Origin of the sequence: Paraburkholderia solitsugae (assembly GCF_013177695.1) — a bacterium.
In the GTDB taxonomy this organism is placed as follows: Bacteria; Pseudomonadota; Gammaproteobacteria; order Burkholderiales; family Burkholderiaceae; genus Paraburkholderia; species Paraburkholderia solitsugae.
In genome coordinates this window covers 64,441-84,717 of record NZ_WOEY01000051.1, presented here as the reverse complement: position 1 = coordinate 84,717, position 20,277 = coordinate 64,441, and the positions used below count along the sequence as shown (strand labels likewise).

At 56.7% G+C, this 20,277-nt stretch carries 19 protein-coding genes and 1 tRNA gene; 15 read left to right on the top strand and 5 right to left on the bottom strand.

Annotated elements, in window-relative coordinates; genetic code table 11:
* Positions 1–108 precede the first annotated feature (108 nt).
* The 5 genes from pepN to GNZ12_RS12600 all read left to right on the top strand — a co-directional run bounded on the left by pepN (position 109) and on the right by GNZ12_RS12600 (position 5,028).
* Positions 109–2,805: an aminopeptidase N gene (pepN, locus tag GNZ12_RS12620; RefSeq protein WP_172310642.1), complete on the top strand. Its 2,697-nt coding sequence runs from the start codon at positions 109–111 to the stop codon at positions 2,803–2,805.
* Between the two features lie 199 nt (positions 2,806–3,004).
* Entirely contained in the window at positions 3,005–3,286 is a 282-nt protein-coding gene (locus tag GNZ12_RS12615) for a type II toxin-antitoxin system RelE/ParE family toxin (RefSeq protein WP_120303252.1), read from the top strand.
* Entirely contained in the window at positions 3,261–3,758 is a 498-nt protein-coding gene (locus GNZ12_RS12610) for a HigA family addiction module antitoxin (protein WP_216673194.1), read from the top strand. The genes GNZ12_RS12615 and GNZ12_RS12610 overlap by 26 nt, the downstream gene beginning before the upstream one ends.
* A gap of 122 nt (positions 3,759–3,880) precedes the next feature.
* Positions 3,881–4,897: a class 1 fructose-bisphosphatase gene (locus GNZ12_RS12605; protein WP_172310641.1), complete on the top strand. Its 1,017-nt coding sequence runs from the start codon at positions 3,881–3,883 to the stop codon at positions 4,895–4,897.
* A 55-nt stretch (positions 4,898–4,952) separates the two neighbouring features.
* Positions 4,953–5,028, top strand: a tRNA-Thr gene (locus tag GNZ12_RS12600).
* 81 nt (positions 5,029–5,109) lie between these two features.
* On the opposite strand, the gene GNZ12_RS12595 is transcribed toward GNZ12_RS12600, so the two are convergent.
* A complete protein-coding gene (locus GNZ12_RS12595) occupies positions 5,110–6,126 on the bottom strand; it encodes a phage integrase (protein ID WP_172310640.1) in 1,017 nt (338 codons plus the stop codon).
* Positions 6,127–6,214: 88 nt separating this feature from the next.
* Entirely contained in the window at positions 6,215–6,841 is a 627-nt protein-coding gene (locus GNZ12_RS12590) for a hypothetical protein (protein WP_172310639.1), read from the bottom strand.
* 91 nt (positions 6,842–6,932) lie between these two features.
* On the opposite strand from GNZ12_RS12590, the gene GNZ12_RS12585 reads away from it, so the two are divergent.
* From GNZ12_RS12585 to GNZ12_RS12570, 4 genes are all read left to right on the top strand, one after another.
* The gene (locus tag GNZ12_RS12585; protein WP_172310638.1) at positions 6,933–7,175 is read left to right on the top strand and encodes a hypothetical protein; all 243 of its coding nucleotides are present in this window, start codon (positions 6,933–6,935) and stop codon (positions 7,173–7,175) included.
* 3 nt (positions 7,176–7,178) lie between these two features.
* The gene (locus GNZ12_RS12580; RefSeq protein WP_172310637.1) at positions 7,179–7,367 is read left to right on the top strand and encodes a hypothetical protein; all 189 of its coding nucleotides are present in this window, start codon (positions 7,179–7,181) and stop codon (positions 7,365–7,367) included.
* A gap of 603 nt (positions 7,368–7,970) precedes the next feature.
* On the top strand, positions 7,971–9,161 hold the full coding sequence (locus GNZ12_RS12575; RefSeq protein WP_172310636.1) for a phage/plasmid replication protein, II/X family: 1,191 nt from the start codon (positions 7,971–7,973) through the stop codon (positions 9,159–9,161).
* Positions 9,162–9,175: 14 nt separating this feature from the next.
* Complete coding sequence (locus GNZ12_RS12570; protein WP_172310635.1) at positions 9,176–9,715, top strand: plasmid mobilization protein; 540 nt, start codon at positions 9,176–9,178, stop codon at positions 9,713–9,715.
* Here GNZ12_RS12570 and GNZ12_RS12565 read toward each other — a convergent pair.
* Positions 9,712–10,005 (bottom strand): hypothetical protein, encoded by a 294-nt coding sequence (locus tag GNZ12_RS12565; RefSeq protein WP_172310634.1) that lies wholly within the window; start codon positions 10,003–10,005, stop codon positions 9,712–9,714. The two genes, GNZ12_RS12570 and GNZ12_RS12565, sit on opposite strands and share 4 nt — an antisense overlap.
* A gap of 150 nt (positions 10,006–10,155) precedes the next feature.
* Here GNZ12_RS12565 and GNZ12_RS12560 point away from each other — a divergent pair, with 150 nt between their 5' ends.
* The 6 genes from GNZ12_RS12560 (at position 10,156) to drt3b (ending at position 17,719) form a co-directional block, all read left to right on the top strand.
* Positions 10,156–10,464, top strand: a complete 309-nt coding sequence (locus tag GNZ12_RS12560; protein WP_172310633.1) for a hypothetical protein — start codon at positions 10,156–10,158, stop codon at positions 10,462–10,464.
* 143 nt (positions 10,465–10,607) lie between these two features.
* Positions 10,608–11,651, top strand: a complete 1,044-nt coding sequence (locus GNZ12_RS12555) for a type IV secretion system protein (RefSeq protein WP_172310632.1) — start codon at positions 10,608–10,610, stop codon at positions 11,649–11,651.
* Positions 11,652–11,716: 65 nt separating this feature from the next.
* Positions 11,717–12,781: a relaxase/mobilization nuclease domain-containing protein gene (locus GNZ12_RS12550; RefSeq protein ID WP_172310631.1), complete on the top strand. Its 1,065-nt coding sequence runs from the start codon at positions 11,717–11,719 to the stop codon at positions 12,779–12,781.
* 444 nt (positions 12,782–13,225) lie between these two features.
* A complete protein-coding gene (locus GNZ12_RS12545) occupies positions 13,226–13,885 on the top strand; it encodes a histidine phosphatase family protein (RefSeq protein WP_172310630.1) in 660 nt (219 codons plus the stop codon).
* 569 nt (positions 13,886–14,454) lie between these two features.
* Positions 14,455–15,693 (top strand): antiviral reverse transcriptase Drt3a, encoded by a 1,239-nt coding sequence (gene drt3a / locus GNZ12_RS12540; RefSeq protein WP_172310629.1) that lies wholly within the window; start codon positions 14,455–14,457, stop codon positions 15,691–15,693.
* Positions 15,686–17,719 carry an antiviral reverse transcriptase Drt3b gene (gene drt3b / locus GNZ12_RS12535; RefSeq protein WP_172310628.1) on the top strand — a complete coding sequence of 678 codons (2,034 nt, stop codon included), beginning with the start codon at positions 15,686–15,688 and terminating at the stop codon, positions 17,717–17,719. Before drt3a ends, drt3b begins: the two co-directional genes overlap by 8 nt.
* A gap of 1,112 nt (positions 17,720–18,831) precedes the next feature.
* Here drt3b and GNZ12_RS12530 read toward each other — a convergent pair.
* Positions 18,832–19,032 carry a hypothetical protein gene (locus tag GNZ12_RS12530; protein WP_172310627.1) on the bottom strand — a complete coding sequence of 67 codons (201 nt, stop codon included), beginning with the start codon at positions 19,030–19,032 and terminating at the stop codon, positions 18,832–18,834.
* Between the two features lie 220 nt (positions 19,033–19,252).
* Positions 19,253–20,164, bottom strand: coding sequence for a LysR family transcriptional regulator (locus tag GNZ12_RS12525; protein WP_216673193.1), 912 nt, complete (start codon positions 20,162–20,164; stop codon positions 19,253–19,255).
* Between the last annotated feature and the right edge of the window lie 113 nt (positions 20,165–20,277).

The following is a 20,277-nucleotide window of genomic DNA, read 5'->3' as shown; positions in this document are numbered from 1 at the left end:
AAAGTTCGCCCCGCACAATCGGCCGAGCCTTTGTACAATGGCTCGACAAGCCCGGCTCGCGCGCCATAAGCACGCGTGACGGCTCGAGTCCCATCACTACAGAACGCCATGGCCGATACCGCAACGCCCAATGTGATCCGCCGCGCCGATTACGCGCCGCCCGCCTTCCTGATCGACACCGTCGCCCTGGAGTTCGATCTGGTCCCCGAACGCACCGTCGTCAGGAACACGATGCGGGTGCGCCGCAACCCGGACGCGTCCCACGCTTCGAATCTCGAACTGATGGGCGAACAACTCGAGTTTGTCAGCGCCGCGATCGACGGCGCCCCGTTCGCCAACGCGCATGCGCACGAGCACGGCCTCACGCTCGAGAACGTGCCGGAGAACTTCGAACTCACGCTCACCAGCATCTGCAATCCGGCGGAAAACACCACGCTGTCGGGCCTGTATGTGTCGGGCGGTAACTTCTTCACGCAGTGCGAGGCCGAGGGCTTTCGCCGCATCACTTATTTCCTCGACCGTCCTGACGTGATGGCGACCTTCACGGTCACGCTGCGCGCCAGCAAGGCCGACTATCCGGTGCTGCTGTCGAACGGCAATCTGCTCGAAGAAGGCGATCTGCCGGACGGCCGCCATTTCGCCCGCTGGGAAGATCCGTTCAGGAAGCCAAGCTATCTGTTCGCGCTGGTCGCGGGCAAGCTGGTCGCCCTCGAAGAACGCGTGAAGAGCGGCTCGGGCAAGGAAAAGCTGCTGCAGGTGTGGGTCGAACCGCACGATCTGGACAAAACCCGTCACGCCATGGATTCGCTGATCAACTCGATCCGCTGGGACGAGTCGCGCTTCGGGCTGGAACTGGATCTGGACCGTTTCATGATCGTCGCGGTGAGCGACTTCAACATGGGCGCGATGGAGAACAAGGGGCTCAACATCTTCAACACGAAGTACGTGCTGGCGAACCCCGAAACGGCAACGGACACCGACTTCGCGAACATCGAGGCAGTGGTCGGCCACGAGTACTTCCACAACTGGACCGGCAACCGCGTGACCTGCCGCGACTGGTTCCAGCTGAGCCTGAAAGAAGGCCTGACGGTGTTCCGCGATCAGGAGTTCTCGGCCGACATGGCGGGCGGCGCGACGGACGAAGCCGCACGCGCCACCAAACGCATCGAAGACGTGCGCGTGCTGCGCCAGATGCAGTTCGCCGAAGACGCGGGTCCGATGGCGCACCCGGTGCGTCCGGAAAGCTACGTCGAGATCAACAACTTCTACACGATGACGGTCTACGAAAAGGGCTCCGAAGTCGTGCGGATGTATCAGACGCTGTTCGGCCGCGACGGTTTCCGCAAGGGCATGGACCTGTACTTCAAGCGTCATGACGGCCAGGCTGTGACCTGCGACGACTTCCGTCACGCGCTCGCCGATGCGAACGGCCGCGATCTCGCGCAATTCGAGCGCTGGTACAGCCAGGCCGGCACGCCGCGCGTGTCTGTGCGTACGAAGTACGACGCCGCGCAACAGCGCTACAGCGTGACGCTCACGCAAGGCTACGGCGACGCCGCGCCGGCCGCGCGTGAAACGCAGAAGGGCCCGCTGCTGATTCCGTTCGCGATCGGTCTGATCGGCAAGGACGGTGCCGACCTGCCGCTGCAACTGGAAGGCGAAACCAAAGCTTCGGGCTCCACCACGCGCGTGCTGGATTTCACGCAGACCGAACAGACCTTCACATTCGTCAACGTCGCACAAGAACCGCTGCCCTCGCTACTGCGTAATTTCTCGGCGCCGGTGATCGTCGAATACGACTACTCGGCAGACGAGCTCGCCTTCCTGCTCGCGCACGACAGCGATCCGTTCAATCGCTGGGAAGCCGGCCAACGGCTCGCCACGCGCGAGCTGCTGACCCTCGCCGGACGCGCCACGACGGGCGTGCCGCTGCAGCTCGACGACTCGGTGGTCGCCGCGTTCGCCCGCGTGCTGACCGACGAGTCGCTCTCGCCTTCTTTCCGCGAACTGGCGTTGATGCTGCCGTCGGAAGCGTACCTGGCTGAACAGATGGCCGAATCAAATCCGGCTGCCGTACACGCCGCGCGGCAATTCGTGCGCAAACGCCTCGCGAATGCACTCAGGAAGGACTGGCTCGCCGTGTACGAAAAGCACCGCACGCCGGGTGCCTATGAAGCGACGCCGGAGGCCTCGGGTCATCGCGCATTGAAGAATCTTGCGCTTTCGTATCTCGCGGAACTGGACGATCCGGCTGAAGCCGTGCGCCTCGCGTCCGCGCAATACGACGCCGCCAACAACATGACCGACCGCTCGGCGGCGCTCTCGGCATTGCTCAATGCAGCGGCGGCGAATGGCGGCAGCGTTGAGGCGCAGCAGGCGCTGGACGACTTCTACCGGCGCTTTGAAAAGGAGCCGCTCGTCATCGACAAGTGGTTTGCCTTGCAAGCCACGCAACGCGGCAGCGCGCAACGTCCGGTGATCGAGATTGTGCGCAAGCTGATGGCGCACCCGGCGTTCAACCTGAAGAACCCAAACCGCGCACGCTCGCTGATTTTCAGCTTCTGTGCGGCGAACCCCGCGCAGTTCCACGCCGAAGACGGCTCGGGCTACGCGTTCTGGGCCGACCAGGTGATCGCGCTCGACGCCATCAATCCGCAAGTGGCCGCCCGCCTCGCCCGTTCGCTGGAACTGTGGCGCCGCTTTACGCCGACGCTGCGTGATGGCATGCGCGCGGCGCTGGAGAAGGTGGCCTCGCAGGTGAAATCGCGCGACGTGCGCGAGATCGTGGAGAAGGCGTTGGCGTGATGATCATCTGAAACTGCTTCCCACATCGAAAAGCCGGCACGTGTTGCCGGCTTTTTTTCGTCCTGAATTTCGCCATGAGGCCGCAGCGTGCGGACATCAACTTTAGCCATCTGGACGACTGTTCGGGTCGGTCTGGCAGGGTGAATGTAAACGCATTCATTTAACGGTTTACGTTTAACGCGATGCGTTATATCATCCCATGATCACGACATTCGGCGACAAGGCTACGGCGGCAATCTTTCAGGGCAAGTTCGTGCATTCACTGCCGCTTTACATGCAGGCGCTCGCACGCCGCAAGCTGCTGATGATCGATGCCGCCGAATCCATCCGCAATCTGCATGCGCCGCCGGGCAACCGGCTCGAAGCCTTGCAAGGTCAGCGCAGCGGACAGTGGAGCATTCGTATCAACGCGCAGTGGCGCATCTGTTTTCATTTTGTCGACGGGGAGGCGCTGAATGTCGAAATTGTCGACTATCACTGATTATTGGGAGACCGGCGTGGTCATCAAACGCTCCGATCTGGGCAGCATCGATTTCTCCGACATCAGCACCGGCGAAAGCATCCCGGAGATTCATCCGGGGGAGATTCTGCGCAGCGAGTTCCTCGAACCGCTCGGCATGTCCGTCAATGCGCTCGCACTTGCGCTGCGTGTACCGGCGCCGCGCATCAACGACATCGTGCGCGGCAAACGCGCCATCTCGGCAGACACCGCGCTGCGGCTCGAACGCTACTTCGGGGCGAGCGCGCAGTTCTGGCTGAATCTGCAGATCGCCTACGACCTGCGCGTCGCCACCGCGGCAGCCGGCGAGCAGATCGAACGCGAGATCGAACCAATGCCCAAGGCGAACCGCCCGAAAATGCCGAAAGTCCCTGCCGAACACGCCCGCGCCGCAGCGCTTGCCACCCGCCTCGCCGACCATGTCACGGCCATCAAGACGCGCCGCAAAGCCTGAATTTCACGGGCGTTTACAGCGCTCAGCAACACGGACGCACGCCCTTCTATCTCAAAAGCACTGAACCGACACGGCGAGCGGTTAAAATCGAGACATTCCCTAAGCCTTCCCGGAGTACAGCAATGGCTTTGCAACGTCGTACCACTCTCACGAAGTATCTGATCGAGCAGCAGCGCGAGACCAACAACCTGCCTGCCGACCTGCGCCTTTTGATCGAAGTCGTCGCGCGCGCGTGCAAGGCGATCAGCTACCACGTCAGCAAGGGCGCGCTGGGCGATGCGCTCGGCACGGCGGGCAGCGAGAATGTCCAGGGCGAAGTGCAGAAGAAGCTCGACATCCTGTCGAACGAAATCCTGCTCGAAGCGAATGAATGGGGCGGCAACCTGGCGGGCATGGCGTCCGAGGAAATGGAGCAGTTCTTCCCGATCCCGGCCAACTACCCGAAGGGCGAATACCTGCTGGTGTTCGATCCGCTCGACGGTTCGTCGAACATCGACGTCAACGTGTCGATCGGCACGATCTTCTCGGTGCTGCGCTGCCCGGACGGCCAGCAGCCCACCGAACAGTCGTTCCTGCAACCCGGCACGCAGCAGGTCGCGGCAGGTTATGCGGTGTACGGCCCGCAAACCGTGCTGGTGCTGACCACCGGCAACGGCGTGAACTGCTTCACGCTGGACCGCGAACTGGGTTCCTGGGTGCTCACACAAAGCGATATGCGCATTCCGGTCGAAACGCGTGAATACGCGATCAACGCTTCGAACGAGCGCCACTGGTATCCGCCGGTCGAGAAATACATCGGCGAGTTGAAGGCCGGCCAGGAAGGTTCGCGCCAGAGCGACTTCAACATGCGCTGGATCGCGTCGATGGTGTCCGACGTGCACCGTATCCTGAACCGCGGCGGCATCTTCATGTACCCGGCTGACAAGCGCACGCCGGACAAGCCAGGCAAGCTGCGCCTGATGTACGAGGCGAATCCGATGGCCTTCATCGTCGAGCAGGCGGGCGGCGCCGCGACCAACGGCGAGAAGCGTATTCTGGACATCCAGCCGAAAAGCCTGCACGAGCGTGTGGCGGTGTTCCTCGGCTCGAAGAACGAAGTCGACCGCGTCACCCGCTACCATCTCGAAACAAAAAAGTGATCGCAGGGGCTTGCCAAGTTCGTAAAGAAGTCCCTATAATCTCGTTTCTCCTGATGCCGGAATAGCTCAGACGGTAGAGCAGCGCATTCGTAATGCGAAGGTCGGGGGTTCGATTCCTCTTTCCGGCACCAAAAAGCATCGCAAAAACAAAGGCTTACCAAATCGGTAAGCCTTTGTTGTTTCTGCCCTGTCAACGAAGTGTCAACGCAAGCTCAAGCCGCTTCGGCCTCGCTCATCTTTGCTAATGGGTTTAACCGCTTGGCCTCCTGAAGATGCTCTGGCGACAGATGCGCATACCGCATGGTCATCGTCAGATTCGAGTGCCCGAGAATTCGTTGCAGCGTCAGGATGTTGCCGCCGTTCATCATGAAATGACTCGCGAACGTATGGCGCAAGACATGCGTGAGCTGGCCGGCAGGCAGATCGAGTGCAGCGCGCTCGACGGCCTCGCGGAAGGCGGAAAACGCCGACGAAAAAATCCGCAGTCCCCGGCCGTGCTTGTCCGCATAGGCCGAGATACGTGCCAGTAGTAGATCGTCAATCGGAACCGAGCGGGTCCTCCCGCTCTTGGTACGCGCGAACTGAATCTGACCGTTGCGAACCTGACTGCGTGTTAGCCGCTCCGCTTCCGACCAGCGAGCGCCGGTCGATAGGCAAATTACAGCGATAAGCTCGACTCCCGAATTACGCGACGCCCGTAGCTCAAACAGAAGCGTCCGAATGGACGCATCATCAAGAAACGAAAGTTCTTGCTGCTGCACCTTGAACTGCCGTAGCTTGCCTAACGGATTCTCTCGCGTCCACAGCTCCAAACGGGACAGCTCGTTAAACACGGCCCGCATCGTCGCGTGCTCGCGATTCATGTTCGACGCGCTTATCCCGGCTTCGATACGCTTCGCGCGATAGCTCGCGAACATATCGGCCGAGAAGGTATCAGCGGTTGGCTCGCCCATGTACTCGCACGCCGCGAGCAAACGGGTCTTCGTACCCTCCCCCGAATTAAGCTCGCGCCCGTGGCGGTCATACCAAAGCTCGACAAGCTTCCGCAGTGGGCGAGCATCCTTGCGTGTTGGCTCCCAATCGGGATCTTGAGCCACCTGGGTGCGCAGCCAGTTGTCATAGGCCTTTGCTTCCGCTTGCGTCTTGAACGATTTCCGAATTCGCTTCCCGCCTCGGCCACCCGGTTGTGCGTCAACCTGCCATCCACTCTCAATTCTTTTTATCGCCATGTTGGTTCAGATGTTCGGCCATTGACCGAAGTTGTTCGATTGGGTCTGCTGCACGGACGTGATCGAGTCGCTGTCGCATGAATTAGTGTTAGGGCTTGCTCCGCGTGTGTTTCCGTTTCTTTTCTCGCAAGTCAGCCATCTGCTCTCGATAGAGACGTTCTTTGTGTTCGTTTAGCAATGCTTTCGCACTGACGAGCTTCTCCGCGTACTCGGGGTCTTCAGGTTCGTCCAGCACACTGATGTCGATAGGTGCGGGCGTGCCGACGCGCTCTCTGGCTCGTGGGTTGGGAATGCCGCCGACGAACTCTCCCGCTTCCTCGCGCAGCATTGCTTCGTCTAGGCCGGCAAGGTCGAGACGTGTTGTCTTGTATCGCCGTGGGATTTGGTCGAGCTGGAAGCGAAAGTAGTCGTTCGCATTTAAGTTGACGTCCGCAAGCGTTTCCTGAACAAATTCTTCAGCCGCGCCTGGCGCTGTATGCCCGGCGTCTACGTCGGTGATACCCGTGCTCAGCCAAAACGCATAAGTTGGCCATTGGCGCGATAGCGCTTCGATCATCGGCCCAGATGGATATGTTTCGCGGTTCCAAAAACCTCGCCATGTTGCAGCAGGTATCCGCGTAATTTCCTCCAGTTCCTTATACCGGCGGTCGGCGCGGACCATGCTTTCTATGAGCATGCGAGTTCTTGCTTTTATGTCTGGAAAATTAGTTGACATGCTTTCACTGCCTAACTTAGAGTACCTATAGAGCGCTACATATGTAGCGCTCTATAGGTACTCTTGGATTGTGTCCATCGATGGAGCAATTATGGGCGATTTCCCTTCTGGTCAACAGCTTGCCGAGTCAGCTCAGTTTGTGGCTCCGGTCCCTTTTATGTCGCGCGAACGTTTCGCGAGTGTCGTCGGCCTTCCTGTCGGTGTGATCGTTGGGATGATCAACAAGGGCTATCTGCCGACCGTGGATGTTGGTCGCTACTCGTGCGTGAACGTTGCGCTCCTGATGCGTCGCTGTGGCGACGCGTCTCTCAAGCTCAGCCTTTGGGAGCTTTGATCAATGACAACGACCCTTTACCGCGTGCCCGTTCCGTATGGCGAGGACACGATCGAGGTGTATGGCGAGATGGATATGGGTTGGTACGAATGGCGCGTCGTTACGCCGACTGGAGTTACGCGTCGGGACACCAAAAACCGCGGCTACGGATGCGCTGAGATCGCGCTACGTGATGCCCTGACGGAGGCATGACTGTGGCGAAACAGCTTGCGGATAAATACACGGGCGATTTGTTGGGCAATCGTCGTGGCCGTACCGCGAAGCCCGACTCTCTTACTGGCGCGCAGCGTGCGCGCCGCTTCCGTGGAAAGCATCGGTTAATTCCCGTTACGCGTAGCGAATATTGCGAGTGGTGTGGCGCTGATCGCGCTGGCCAGTGCAGTGCATGCTCACAGGGGTGCTGACATCCATGCCAGCTTCCCCACCCGAGAAGGCGAAGCCGTTTCCCGTTCCTGCCGCGTCAGCCGGCACATCGCTTCCAGCGTGGCTTGTCCAGTTGCGCGCCGAGCGCTCGGCGGCGCTTCACGTCGTTGCGTCTGAGCGCGCCTATCGCGAAGCCACGGGCGGTCGCGTCGCCTCGCTCCCAGCGGAGAGAGGACGGACGACGCGAACGAACGAGGCTGAGCCAGTGTCACGGACATCGCTCGATGAGGCCAATGCAGAGCTGCGCGGCATGCTTTCGGACGGTTTTTTTGCCTCGCCGGGCGAGGCGGTTTTTTTTCAGGCGGGCGTGGTAGCACCGCCTGAAGGTCTCAAGTTTGAGACTCGGCATGACTCTGGGGAGGGTGTTTAAACGTGGCGTACGACACAGTGCGGTTGCGCTCTCCTTTTCTCGATCGCTCGGTGGTCGAGCGCATAGAAGGACAGTGTCTGCTGCGCTCCGGGGTGGACTGCTCAAGCGGTGAAGTCCTCTATGAGCTCTTCACGGGCGATCTGCTTGGGTCGTGGGATTCGCGGATCTCGGTGGTGCCGAAGCATGAGGAGTGGGTGGTGGACAAGAACGGTCGTCCGTCGCTGATGCTCTGCGAGCCGTACATCGTGATCGAGGCGTCGGTGCATAAGATCGTTCTCGGCCACAACGTGTACGGCGGCCCGACTGATTTTCTACGCGCTTGTCGCGACTTTGTGTGTCTCGTGTCGGATCTGTTGCAAACCGACCTGCCACCGGCTGACTGGTGGACGGTCCATCGGGTTGATGTGTCGTCCGTGTATCGGCTGTCGAAGGCTGCGTGCAAGGAGTTCTTTGACGGCGTGCAGTTGATCAATTTCCCGCGACGCAAGAAAGGGGCAGCGAAATATGCGATGGCCGTCTACTTCGCGGGCAAGACGACGACGGTGAAGTTTTATCACAAGGGCACTGAATTTCAGGTGCATGAGCGTAGCCGATTGCGCGGTTTTTTCAGGCAGGTTTTTAACCATCTGTATGGGTGCGAGGATCAGGGCAATCGTGCACGGGTGGAACGCAAGATCGATGCGCTGCAACGTCTGGCGGACAGACGTCTGCGCGCAGAGGTGGAAATTCATAGCGACAAGTTGCAATACGACTTTGGCAAAAATCCGCGAGTGGATGAGGTGTCGGACGCCTATCTAGAAAGGCTGTTCGACTCGGAGATCGAGAAGCTGCTCCGTGAGGGGAAACAAGGTATGGACACGGTTCGCGATAGCAAGTCGGTAATGCACCGGCTCAAGGCGGTTTACGGAGACCGGGCCGGAAAGCATATGTACAGCTTCTGGTCGTTTTTGTCGGTGCACGGCGATGAGGTGACGCGCGAAGAATTCAGCAAGGCGACGTTCTATCGTAATCGCAAGCGGCTCGAAGATGCGGGTGTGTCGTGGCGTGGCACGAACATCCACGTTATCGCCAATGATGGAGTGCTGCCCCACGATTTCAGTCCGGTTCGGACGGACCCACGTGTGTGCAGACTCCCGGCGCGCACCCGTGAGGAATACCAGGTAAGCCGAGAGCAATTGCGCTTAGCCGCTTGACGGTGATATCGAACATGTCAAACCGTAGCAACGGCGTACTCAGCGTTTACCTTGGACCACTTAAGCACGAATGGCAGAACTACTGCCGTTCTCATGGCGTGTCGCCTAGCGACGCGACCAAACAGGTAATTCGCAAGCTAGTCGGTCGCGAGGTGCAAGGGAAAAGTCAGATTGAGGAAGACATCTCAGTAGGTTCCGAGCCAAAAAAACGGATCGAAATTCGCTTGACGGCAAGGGAGTATCAAGCTGCCTCAGATTCGGCTGAGCGGAGTGGCTTCTCAGTGAACTCCTGGATAGTTGCTCTCTTGCGTACCCGCATGACAGAGACTCCGCAACTAGGCCAGTTCGAGCTTGAACAGCTTGCTGCATCGAACAGTCGCCTTCTCGCCATCGGGCGAAACCTCAACCAGATAACCCGCGCGCTAAACGCCCGGCCGACCGAGACGGCAAATTTTCGACCTGAAATTATTGTCGCGCTCTCCGACGCAATCCAATCGCATACGGCAGAAGTCGCCGCACTAATCCAATCAAATGTTCAACGCTGGTCCCGCTAGCCCAGGAGGTTCGTATGCAGTCGCAACTTCATTTCAGATGGTCTGATCTCAAGACGCTTGTTCCCCGAAAAAACCATCCCGTCGCACGGACGGGCGTCGCAGGCTGTCATATTGAACCAGTCTCGACCCTCCTCCTGCGAGCGAATCGCTATCGGGGATTTGGCCTGTACGTCATGACCTCTTCCGGTCCAGTCCCTGTGTTGCGCGAAGGTACAGCAGTATGGTTCAAGTCCATTACAGAAGGTGCCGATGAATTGCTCGATCTGGACGTTGACCTTGATTTCGAGCATGTTCTGCTCGACCTCGGTATGTGGGACTGCCACTTGATGCCACCGCGAGCCGATGAGCCTCGCCCTGCGAGGCCTCAATGCAGTCGCTTTGCAAGATCGGGCCTGCGGCCGTTGCGCCCCCTGGGCGCTCAATGAAAGGAGGAAGATGCCATGTTTTCGCTTTGGTTCCTGATACTGGCAACAGCAAGCTTTTTGTTTTTTATTCATTGTCTCGACTGGGCCTTCCTGATACGAAATCGCCAGCTTCTCGGCTACTTCGTCCATACCCCCACTCACTTTGCCGGTGATCTAGCGTCGATGGTCGCCTACTTCGTTTTACTAGCCTTGTGTGCACGACAGGCCCTCGGCATTGCTCATGCCGACGGGTTGTACGTAATGGCAGCTCTTACCGTTGAATTTATCGTCGGCCATCGTCGCGCGAATGCCGGGCTGCGTGCAGCAGAGGAGGAATATCAATGAAAGCGCTCCTCATATGTGCCGTGATTATGGCTCTCGTAGCGTGCAAGAAAGACGACGATGTTTCCAAAAAAGCCCGCGCGCAGGACAACCTAGCGCCGATGTCAGCAAGCCAGTTTCGCGGGAACAAATAGACAGGGAGCACCATGCCACAGACCGGACTATTCCAGTTTATTTCAGGCTCGATTGACAGTGCACTATCGGTGTTCGTCACGGGCCTCTCGTCATCCATTGCGAGCGCAATTGAACCGCTGGTCTTCGCCGCCGTCACCATCTGGATCATCATGTTTGGGTGGGCGACGCTCCGGGGGGAGGTTCAGGAGCCCGTTAGTCAGTTCGCTATTCGCGCGTTCAAGTTGTCCGCATTGCTGACGCTGGCATTGAACGCGGCTATCTACCAGGCCAACGTCGTCGTGTTTGTGAACGGATTGACTTCGGGGTTGGTGCAGACCGCGATGCCTGGCTCGAATGCAAACATATTTTCCGCGATCGATCTGGTAGACACCAAAGCGTACAACTACATGCATATGCTTTGGGAGCGAGGCACAAACCTCTTCCCGATAGGCGGGTATGCGGACCTCTTTTCTGCGGCGATAGTATTGTTTTCGGCGGGTGCCATTGAGATCGTAATGGGTGGTCTGCTGTCGCTAGCGAAAGTCGCAATTTCGCTCATGCTGGCAGTGGGGCCATTGTTTCTCGCGTGCATGGCTTTTGGGCCAACCAAGCGATTCGGAGAGGGATGGTTCGCGAAAGTAGCAAACTATGTGCTCCTCATTTTCTTTCTCGCCACGGCGGCGGCCATGTGCCTATCGATCTACTCAACGTTTGTCGACAGTATGACCGCTGCGTCCGCGAACGACAGCGCACTTGGCGATGCAATGAGTTTCCTGATTCTGTGTGGCACTCTCGTTCTCGTGGTAGTGCAACTGCCCGGCATGGCGGCAGGTATAGCGGGTGGTGCAGCAATTTCCGGCGGAACTGCAATCACGTTCGTTTCCCTCATGAGTCGCATGCTCCGAGGAAACGGCGGCGGCAAACAGAGTGAACCGTTTCCGAAGAACGGTGCAGAGGGTGGCTCCGTCGCGCGAGACGGAGGTGGAAATTCTGGACGGGCCTCTGGCGGTGGCAGCGCGCCGACTCCAGCGTACCAACGAGCCACGATCGATCGTCTGTTGGGAGGCAAGCGTTGAAAGACTGTGAACAATGTATCGATACGTTGTCTGGGACAAGAAGCGTGCACGCAGAGAGGTAATGCATGACGCTACCCAAGATCTACGTCAACGGAGTACTGCGGACATGGGGCGACGAGTTGTATGGCGACGATGTGCATGCCGTCAGGCCGCGTAAATCGGGAACGGGTCTGAAGCTTCCCCCCCGTCGTCCATCGTCCCGCACACAGCGCCGGGCATCCGGGGTCGTAAGGATTCGACAGGCGCTTGAGGCGACGACCCGGAAAGCACCGGAGGTCGTCGTCAAGATCAGTGGCGGCGGCAAGGGCATGAAGGCTATTCGCGCGCACCTCGACTACATATCGCGTAACGGTCAGGTGGCCTTGGAGAATCAGGATGGCGATATGCTTGCAGGCCGCGACGACATACGGGACCTCAAGAACGAGTTTCGATCTGGCGGCTTCGGCATTCCGGAGGAAAGTACGGTCCGTGAAGCGTTCAACATTATTTTGTCGATGCCACCGGGCACCGACAGGAACGCGGTTCACGATTCGGTGCGTAGCTTTGCCGCCGAAGAGTTCGGGGAGAACTTTCGCTATGTGTTCGCGTGCCACACGGATGAGGCACATCCCCATGTACACCTTTGCGTCATCGCCCGGTCGAACGACGGTACGAGGCTCAATCCGCGCAAGGCTGACCTGCAGGACTGGCGCGAGTCGTTCGCGGCCCACCTGCGCGAACACGGTATCGATGCCAATGCCACGCGACGCCTAGCGCGTGGGGTGACGAAAGTCCCGGTACCGCAACCTGTCGTGAACATGCAGAAGAAACGTGGTACGGAACCCGAGCGTCCACAAGCAGCTCAAGATTTGGAGGCAAGGCGCGCCAAGGCAAGAAACTGTTCAGGGACCGAGCAGAAGGTCCTGCGTGCATATGGCGCGATAGCGAGAGCTATGGCCGAGTCGGAGGACGTGCGCGACCGGAAGATGGCCATCGAAATCGTGCAATTAGTGAAGCAAATGCCTGCCGTTCAGCTCGAACAGTGCCGATCTCAACCGAACCAGCCGGACAGGCTCGCAACGCAGCTTTCCGGGGCAAAGAGGTCTCTCGAAGGGCCGCGGAGTGACGGGTCTGAGGAGCCGTCAAGGTAGCGCCCTGTCGGGAAATTTTCGACAACCCAGCGACATCAGTGCGGGCGACAATCTGTTTTAGCGCCCACCATACCGCAAACCAATTACGAAACTCGGACGCAGCATCGATCTAAGCGAATATGATAAATACCGGCGCAAGCCTATCCTGCCTTAGAACCAAACCAACCGTATTTCTTGCGCTGTCGCAATTTTTTAGCCGGTTCTCTGACTTCGGTTCTGTGGTGCCCGGCCCTGCCGAGCATTCTGAAACTAGCTCGGCAAAAGTAGGAAGGCTCCCGCCTTCCATGCGCGCCCTGCGCGACCGCTAGATACGGTCGGGACATGGTCCGGCTACGTCTGGATTTGTATTGCACAATGCAGCCCGAAACCTACGGACGCCGTTTCTTGCGCTGGCGCAATTTCTCGTGGTCCGCGACGCTGTCGAATCCCTAAACACTCGCAAATATGTCCCTACTTCGAGTTCTATCCTTCCGGCACGGTGAGAGCGCCGCTAACGCCGGACATGCGACCAGCGACCCAGCATCGATCCCTCTGACTGAAACGGGCGAAGAGCAGGCCCGTGCGATCAGCCAGCGTCTTGCCGAGCCCCCAGCCGTCGTGATCTGCTCGCCCTTTCGCCGCGCACAACGGACAGCCGCTCCGACGTTGACCAAATTTCCCACAGTGCCAAGTGAGATTTGGTCGGTTCAGGAATTCACCTACCTTGCACCGGCCAGATGCGTAGGCACGTCGGCGGAGCAGCGGCGGTCGTGGGTCGACGCATACTGGGATGCATCCAATCCAACGCTCGTGGATGGACCGGGGGCCGAGTCGTTCGCCGCCTTCATCGGGCGAGTACGCACCGCGCTGGATTGCTTCAGGCTGCTCCACGGCGCGTCAGACGTCACAGTAGCGATGTTCGGGCATGGTCAGTTTCTCCAGGCAATGCGATGGCTGATCTTGAACGGCATCGAGGTAATCGACGCTGACGCCATGCGCTCGTTCAGAATTGTCGATCAGCACTGCCCTATTCGCAATGCGGACGGCTTTGTGGCCACGTTTGACGGGCGATCATGGACGGTCGAGCAGAAATATACCGCGCTGAACAACTACCGGTTTCGTTGACAAGCAAATCGTCTTTCTTGTCAGCACGCCGCTCGGGCGGTAGTTCTTCAGCGCATCCGACGTCCACAAATTCGGAGATCGAGCTGGCCACGGCGGTAACCAAACGCAGCTAATTCGGCCATGTTCACAATCTGCGGCGCCAGCGAGCTGCAGGTTGTGAACACAGTATCAAAATCCCACCCGCTCAATTGCTGCGGTAGTTGTTCAGCGCACGCGGACGCCCCGATCCGGCGCGGCCTACGTGCTCGCGCATTCCGTGGTTGATTTTCGCTTGCGCAGTACGGCAATGATTACGAGAGACAATGCTGCGACCAAGGACCACAGCCCCGCCATCACCCGCCTTCACATGCGTCGTCGGTCGGACGGTCAGGCGTCAGCTCTACGCAGCAACCGGCCAATCGATTTTTAAAGACGAACGCTCCTTCGTCGGCCTTCGCGGACGTCCCCCAATTATTGTGCGCAAGCGCGCGTGGCGCTATATTTCTGGTGGCCGGCCGGAAACCCGGCACTCGACTCAGGCGTCAATATCAATTACGGGCGCTGGCTCCAGCGAAAGCTAGCGAAAATGCATGATCGATCAGACATTCTCAGCACGCAATTTTTTGCGCCTGACAACTCGATTAGACCCAAAGAAATACAAACTCGGACGAAATCGCCACGACTATCTCGTATCGCTCGAAAAGATAAGTGCAGAGATCCTCTCTGAGGATTTCACGTTCTCCGGCTTTTCCGTCTCCAACAGAGGAGGGAAACCGGTCTATTCCGTCACAAGTCACATTGATGATTTTGCGATTAGAAAACTGAGCGACAATCTGTCGCGCGTTTATGGAGTACAGCAGGCGAATCGGTCGGAAATAATCGGACAAGTAATTCCCCTTCTTCGCGAAAAGGTCCCTTTCTATTTGTTAAAGCTCGATATCAAGAGTTTCTACGAATGCATTGATCGTTCGGCATTATTGGAGAGAATTTCCAAGGATTCTTCTCTCTCGTTTCGTAGCAAATTACTACTCGATCAGCTACTGGGAAGCACTCGGCATTTTTCAGGCCCGGGGCTTCCTCGAGGAATAAGTCTCAGCGCCACGTTGTCGGAACTGTACATGAAGGAGTTCGATGCGAATGCTCGGAACATTGATGGCGTGTACTTCTACGCGAGATTTGTAGACGATATTTTGATATTCTCTTTTTCGAACTCCGAACCATTAAAATCTATGTTAGCCAAAGGCCTCCCTGCGGGCATGCAATTTAACGATGACAAAGAATGCCTCCTAGGATTTGATCGTAACGGGAATTGCGCAATTTTCGATGACGCGCCAGAAATTTCCTATCTTGGCTATAAATTTATCTTTCGGCCGCCGGGAACTCCGGCTTCACCTCCACATCCTCGGCTGACCATAAAGATAGCAGAATCGAAGCTCATGAAAATGAGAAGACGAATAATGCTGTCACTTTTTTCCTTCATTAAAAATAAAGATGCATCCCTTCTGAACGATCGAATCAGATTTTTGACCGGAAACTGTCAAATGAAACGTGATGGTGATGATGGAAAATTATTAACAGGGATATACTACAACTATATTCATATAGATGAATCCGGAATTCGAGAACTAAAATCCCTGACAGAGTTCTTGCGCAAAGCAATTTTATCGAAGAGAGGGGCATTCGGAAAAAATCTGCAAGCGCACCTGACACGCGAACAGCGAAGATTATTGATCTTGTATTGTTTTGAAACTGGGTTCAGAAAGAGGATTACGCACAAATCCACCCCAGAACGCCTCAAACAAATCAAGGAGTGCTGGAGGCATGTCTAAAACCACAAAAAAGATAAAATTTAAACGCAATGATTTTCTTCGAGCATTGTTGACAGATACGCTGCCGTACGAAGTGCCGCTGCTCTTTTCAAATTATGGCTATTACCGCCGCCTTCACGAAAAGGCCGACAGTACGCTTCGCGACAATTGCAAACTAGACCTACTTCCAAAAAACAAGTGGGCAGTTCCCTATTCCTATAACATCAAAAAGGACTCACTTGATTTTCGTACATTAAGTGTAGCCCATCCCGCAGTTCAGCGAGATTTTTGCGAAATTTATGAGCAATATAACCAATTAATAATTGGTCTATGTTCACGCAGCACGTATAGCCTGAGATATCCTGTCAAAGTCGCCACTCGCTACTATGAAAGACCTAGGGTCGCCAAATCATCGGTCACGGAAATTGCAGTGGAAGTTGAGGAAGACGGATTTTCACAACAAGAGAAGCACGCGTCGTCTTTTTTCTCCTATCAGCGGTACAACCTTATTCATAAATTTTATGAATCACCCGCCTTCCATGGCTTGGAGAAGAAATTCAAACATCTCAGGCGACTGGATATCTCCAAGTGCTTTAATCACATATATACACATTCAATATCTTGGGCAGCAAAGAATAAAGAGTATGGCAAGGAATTCAAAGGAGCGGACACATTCGAGGGACAGTTCGACCACCTGATGCAGCTATCCAATTACAACGAAACTAATGGCATTATTATTGGCCCAGAAATCTCCCGAATTTTTGCGGAAATAATTTTACAAAGCATTGATGTTTCTGTTGACCGACTTTTATTGGCAGAAAACTATCTGGCAGGCCGCGACTACGATATTCGCCGGTACGTCGATGACTATTTTGTATTCGCTACCGATGACAGGCTTCTTGATACGATCCAGTCAACTTTGGCAAAGCAGCTTTCTCGATTCAAGCTGTATTTAAATACGGCAAAAACCTTGTCCCAACGTCGTCCTTTCGTCACAGGCCAGACGGGGGCTAAAATCGAACTTGCATCTCTAGTTGATCGCATCTTCGAACAGCACACTCGCAGCGCCAAAGAAATGCGCTTGGCGTTAAAGGAATTTTTGGGGAAAGAGGAAGAGAAAAATTCTGCTAAACCCTTTGCGGTGAAGTATGTCGGAAATGCCGCTGCACTTGCCGCCGGATATGTTAGAGATATCAAACAGATCGTAACCAGAAGTCAAACAGATTTTGATCTGATATCGAATTATTTTTTCAGCGTTATCAGCCGAAAAACAATTGAGTTAATTAGCAGAATCAAAACGAAAGAGTGCGATCCCAAGCAGCTGGAACGACTCACTCGTTTTCTGCGAACCATCCTCGATCTTATTTTTTTTGTATATGCAATGTCTCCGCGCGTTCGCGCCACCTATCAGGTTAGTGCGCTTTGTTATTCACTCAGCGAGTTTTGTAATCTGATGCCGAAAGACTCTCGTGAGTTCATGAAAAGTCTAATGTCAGATCATATGCGCGGTATTTTGCGTGAAGCGATAGATGGGGGAGAAGGGGACAATATCGAGGTCGTAAACTTGCTCACAATTCTCCATTCTTTCGGAGATCAGTATCTGCTAACTCAGTCTGAACTACTTCATATTTATGGCGTGGAGCTGGATGAACATCAGCGGCTTCGAATAGGGCGGAGCACGTTCGGGTATTTCCAAATAGTTACCCTTCTACACTACATCGCTGAAAGCCCTCGTTTCTCGGAACTACGGGAGGCCATCTCTCAGCACGTCCAAGATAGGTTCGACGCTGAATCGTTAGACAGCATCCAGCGAAATTCGGAACTAACGATGCTAGCACTCGACTACATACGGTGCCCTTACATCTCGCAGACACGCAAGGAGCTATTTGCGAAAGAGCTGCTAAAGAAACACAACAGTGACAATCTGAAGGGACGGATTCCGTTACTTCTAGATGTTATCAACAAGGGGGACTGGTTTTTTTCTTGGCACATGCGTGACGCGCTCGGAGAGCTTCTCTGGAAAAAGGAGTTGAGGACCGCCTACTAGAAGCAGTATTATTCAGCGGGGCTTGGCATAGTCGAAGTTGACAGTTTCAGCACTGGCTTTTCTGCGGTGATATCCGGCGACTGAAGTACAGGACAGATGGGGAACATTCTTGAAGTCACGTGTGATGGAGGAGGAGTATTTCCTGCCGTCATCTGCAGCAAAGGGAGCTCACCCCTGGCGCTGTAGGCCGATGCGTTGCAACCTGGACGCTGCGTCATCGCTGCTCGTAGTCGAGCGTACGTCAACTTGACAGCGATAGCTAAGGGACACACGAATGGATGTGTCAAGTTCCCCCGAAAGGGCAAGCGCCGCCCGTTCGTCGCCAGACCTCACGGAACGCCGTAGAACAGCACTCCTTTGACGTTCGTGTAGTACCGCGTCTGAGCTCCGCTACACGTCCATGAAATCGTATTTTCAGAAATCGTGAGAGTCGGAAGCACCCTGTCTCCCGATATGCGGTTGAAAACGGTCTGCTGCTGGAACACCACGAACGGCTCGCCGACGCCGGTTCGCGAACAGCGGCAAACCAACCTGCAGCCGACGCACCCTCCTATTTCCGAACGTCAGCATGGGCCGAACTCCCGTATTTCGCAGTGACTAATTAAACGTCCGTTGTACCTTAAAAGCCGCCTCATAAGCTGCGGCGGGTCGACCGGCCGCACGGAACGCGTGATTCGCGCGATGCAGCATAAGTCACGAACATCAACCGTTGAATCCAACTGGAGCTAAGCAGTTCGTTCGCGCGGTAGTTCTTCAGCGCAGGGCGCGCCCCTCCTTCCTGCAAAGCGCCTTTTCCGTGTCAACGGACCGTCAACGCCGTTGTTATGCAAAGGTACGCAGAGTAAGATAATTTTCAGTATGTCTTTGTTTTGTAACGCAAAGTTGCGTGGGACACGCATTCGTAATGCGAAGGTCGGGGGTTCGATTCCTCTTTCCGGCACCACAAGATTCAAGCAAAAAGCCCAGTCCTCGTGACTGGGCTTTTTGCTTTCTGTTGTTGCCTTTCCCCTGCTTCCGCTTTCTGAAATCCGCGGGGGCTCACCTTAGCCTCGGTCACCGCGACTGCCGCTACTTCAATACCAACCGCGGCCATAACAAGCAGCGACTCAAGCTCATCCGCCAAAACCCAATCGATCGCATCGTGTGGTCATACCGAGATTGCGAGCGACCACCGCATCTTCAACGATCACGTTCTCAGCCGGCTTCGTGCCATACGCCAGTACCGCTTCCTGCGGCGCAGACGGAAACCACAGTATCCGGCCGGCAGACTCGATTCCGACCTGGCGTCCTTTCCAGTAGACAGCGTTTTCCATGGCGAACTCTCTGAAGGGCTAAGACAGCCATCTTCCGCGCCGGTGCCGGCGCGTCCGTTATCCACCGCACTCTGCGCCGCGGATAGTTGCTTCAATGATAGGCGGCGGCAGGATCGTGGCGAGCGGCACGCCGGCTGAAGTTGCACACACCAGGAAGCGCTGCACGGCAACCTGTCTGAAGCAACGGGGCGCGGCCTGAATCTGAAGCACCGCGCGAGTTCTACCGAGCTCCGCGCTTCTCCCTCAGAAAATCGATCAGCGCGCGTAGCTTGAACGGCATTTGCGCGCGGCTCGCCGTGTACAGATAAAAGCCCGGAAAGCTCGGACACCACGCGTCCAGCACGCGCACCAGCCGGCCGTCCTCGAGTTGCGCGTTCACGTAGTCGTCGATCACGTGCAGGAGACCCACGCCCTGCTCCGCGGCCTGCACCATCGTGCGCAAATCGTTGGTGACGAGACTCCCGCGTGTCTCGACTTCGAACACGCGCGACGGATCCTCAGGCTGCGCGAACTCCCATCGATAGATGCCGCCGCTTGTCGAGAAACGGTAACGCAGGCAATCGTGAGCAGCGAGATCGGCTGGCGTCGCAGGCGCGGGATAGCGCGCGAAGTAGGCCGCCGAGCCGGCAACGACAATGTGGATGTCTCCACCCAACGGCACCGCCACCATGTCCTGCGCGACCCGTTCGCCAAGCCGGATGCCCGCGTCGAAACCTTCGCCGACCACGTCGGCGAAACCATCGTCGAGCGTCAGGTCGAGACGGATCTGCGGATAGCGGCGCGTGAACTCGGCCAGATGCGGCAGCACCAGCAACTCGCTCGCGACCCTAGGCAAATTGATGCGCAGCGTGCCGGCGGGCTGGTCGCGGGTCTCATCGAGCGCCTCGAAGGCCGCCTGCAGTTCACCCAACGCAGGCAGCACGCGCGCGAGAAACTGCGCGCCCGCCTCCGTCAGCGCAACACGCCGGGTGGTCCGGTTGAACAGGCGCACATTCAGCTGAGTCTCGAGCGAGCGAATGCTTTGCGACAGCGCCGACGCCGTCACACCGGTTTCAGCCGCCGCGTGCGTGAAGCTGCCGTGGCGCGCCACGCACGTGAACGCCATCAGCGCCGGCAACTGGGCGGGGTCCATTGCGATCTCCATTATTAAGCCGCACTTCATAATCCTTGCAGACTGACGGCATTTTTCCAAGGAAAAAATCGGCGCACGATAGCCCCATCGATTCAACGCTTCCCACCTGACCG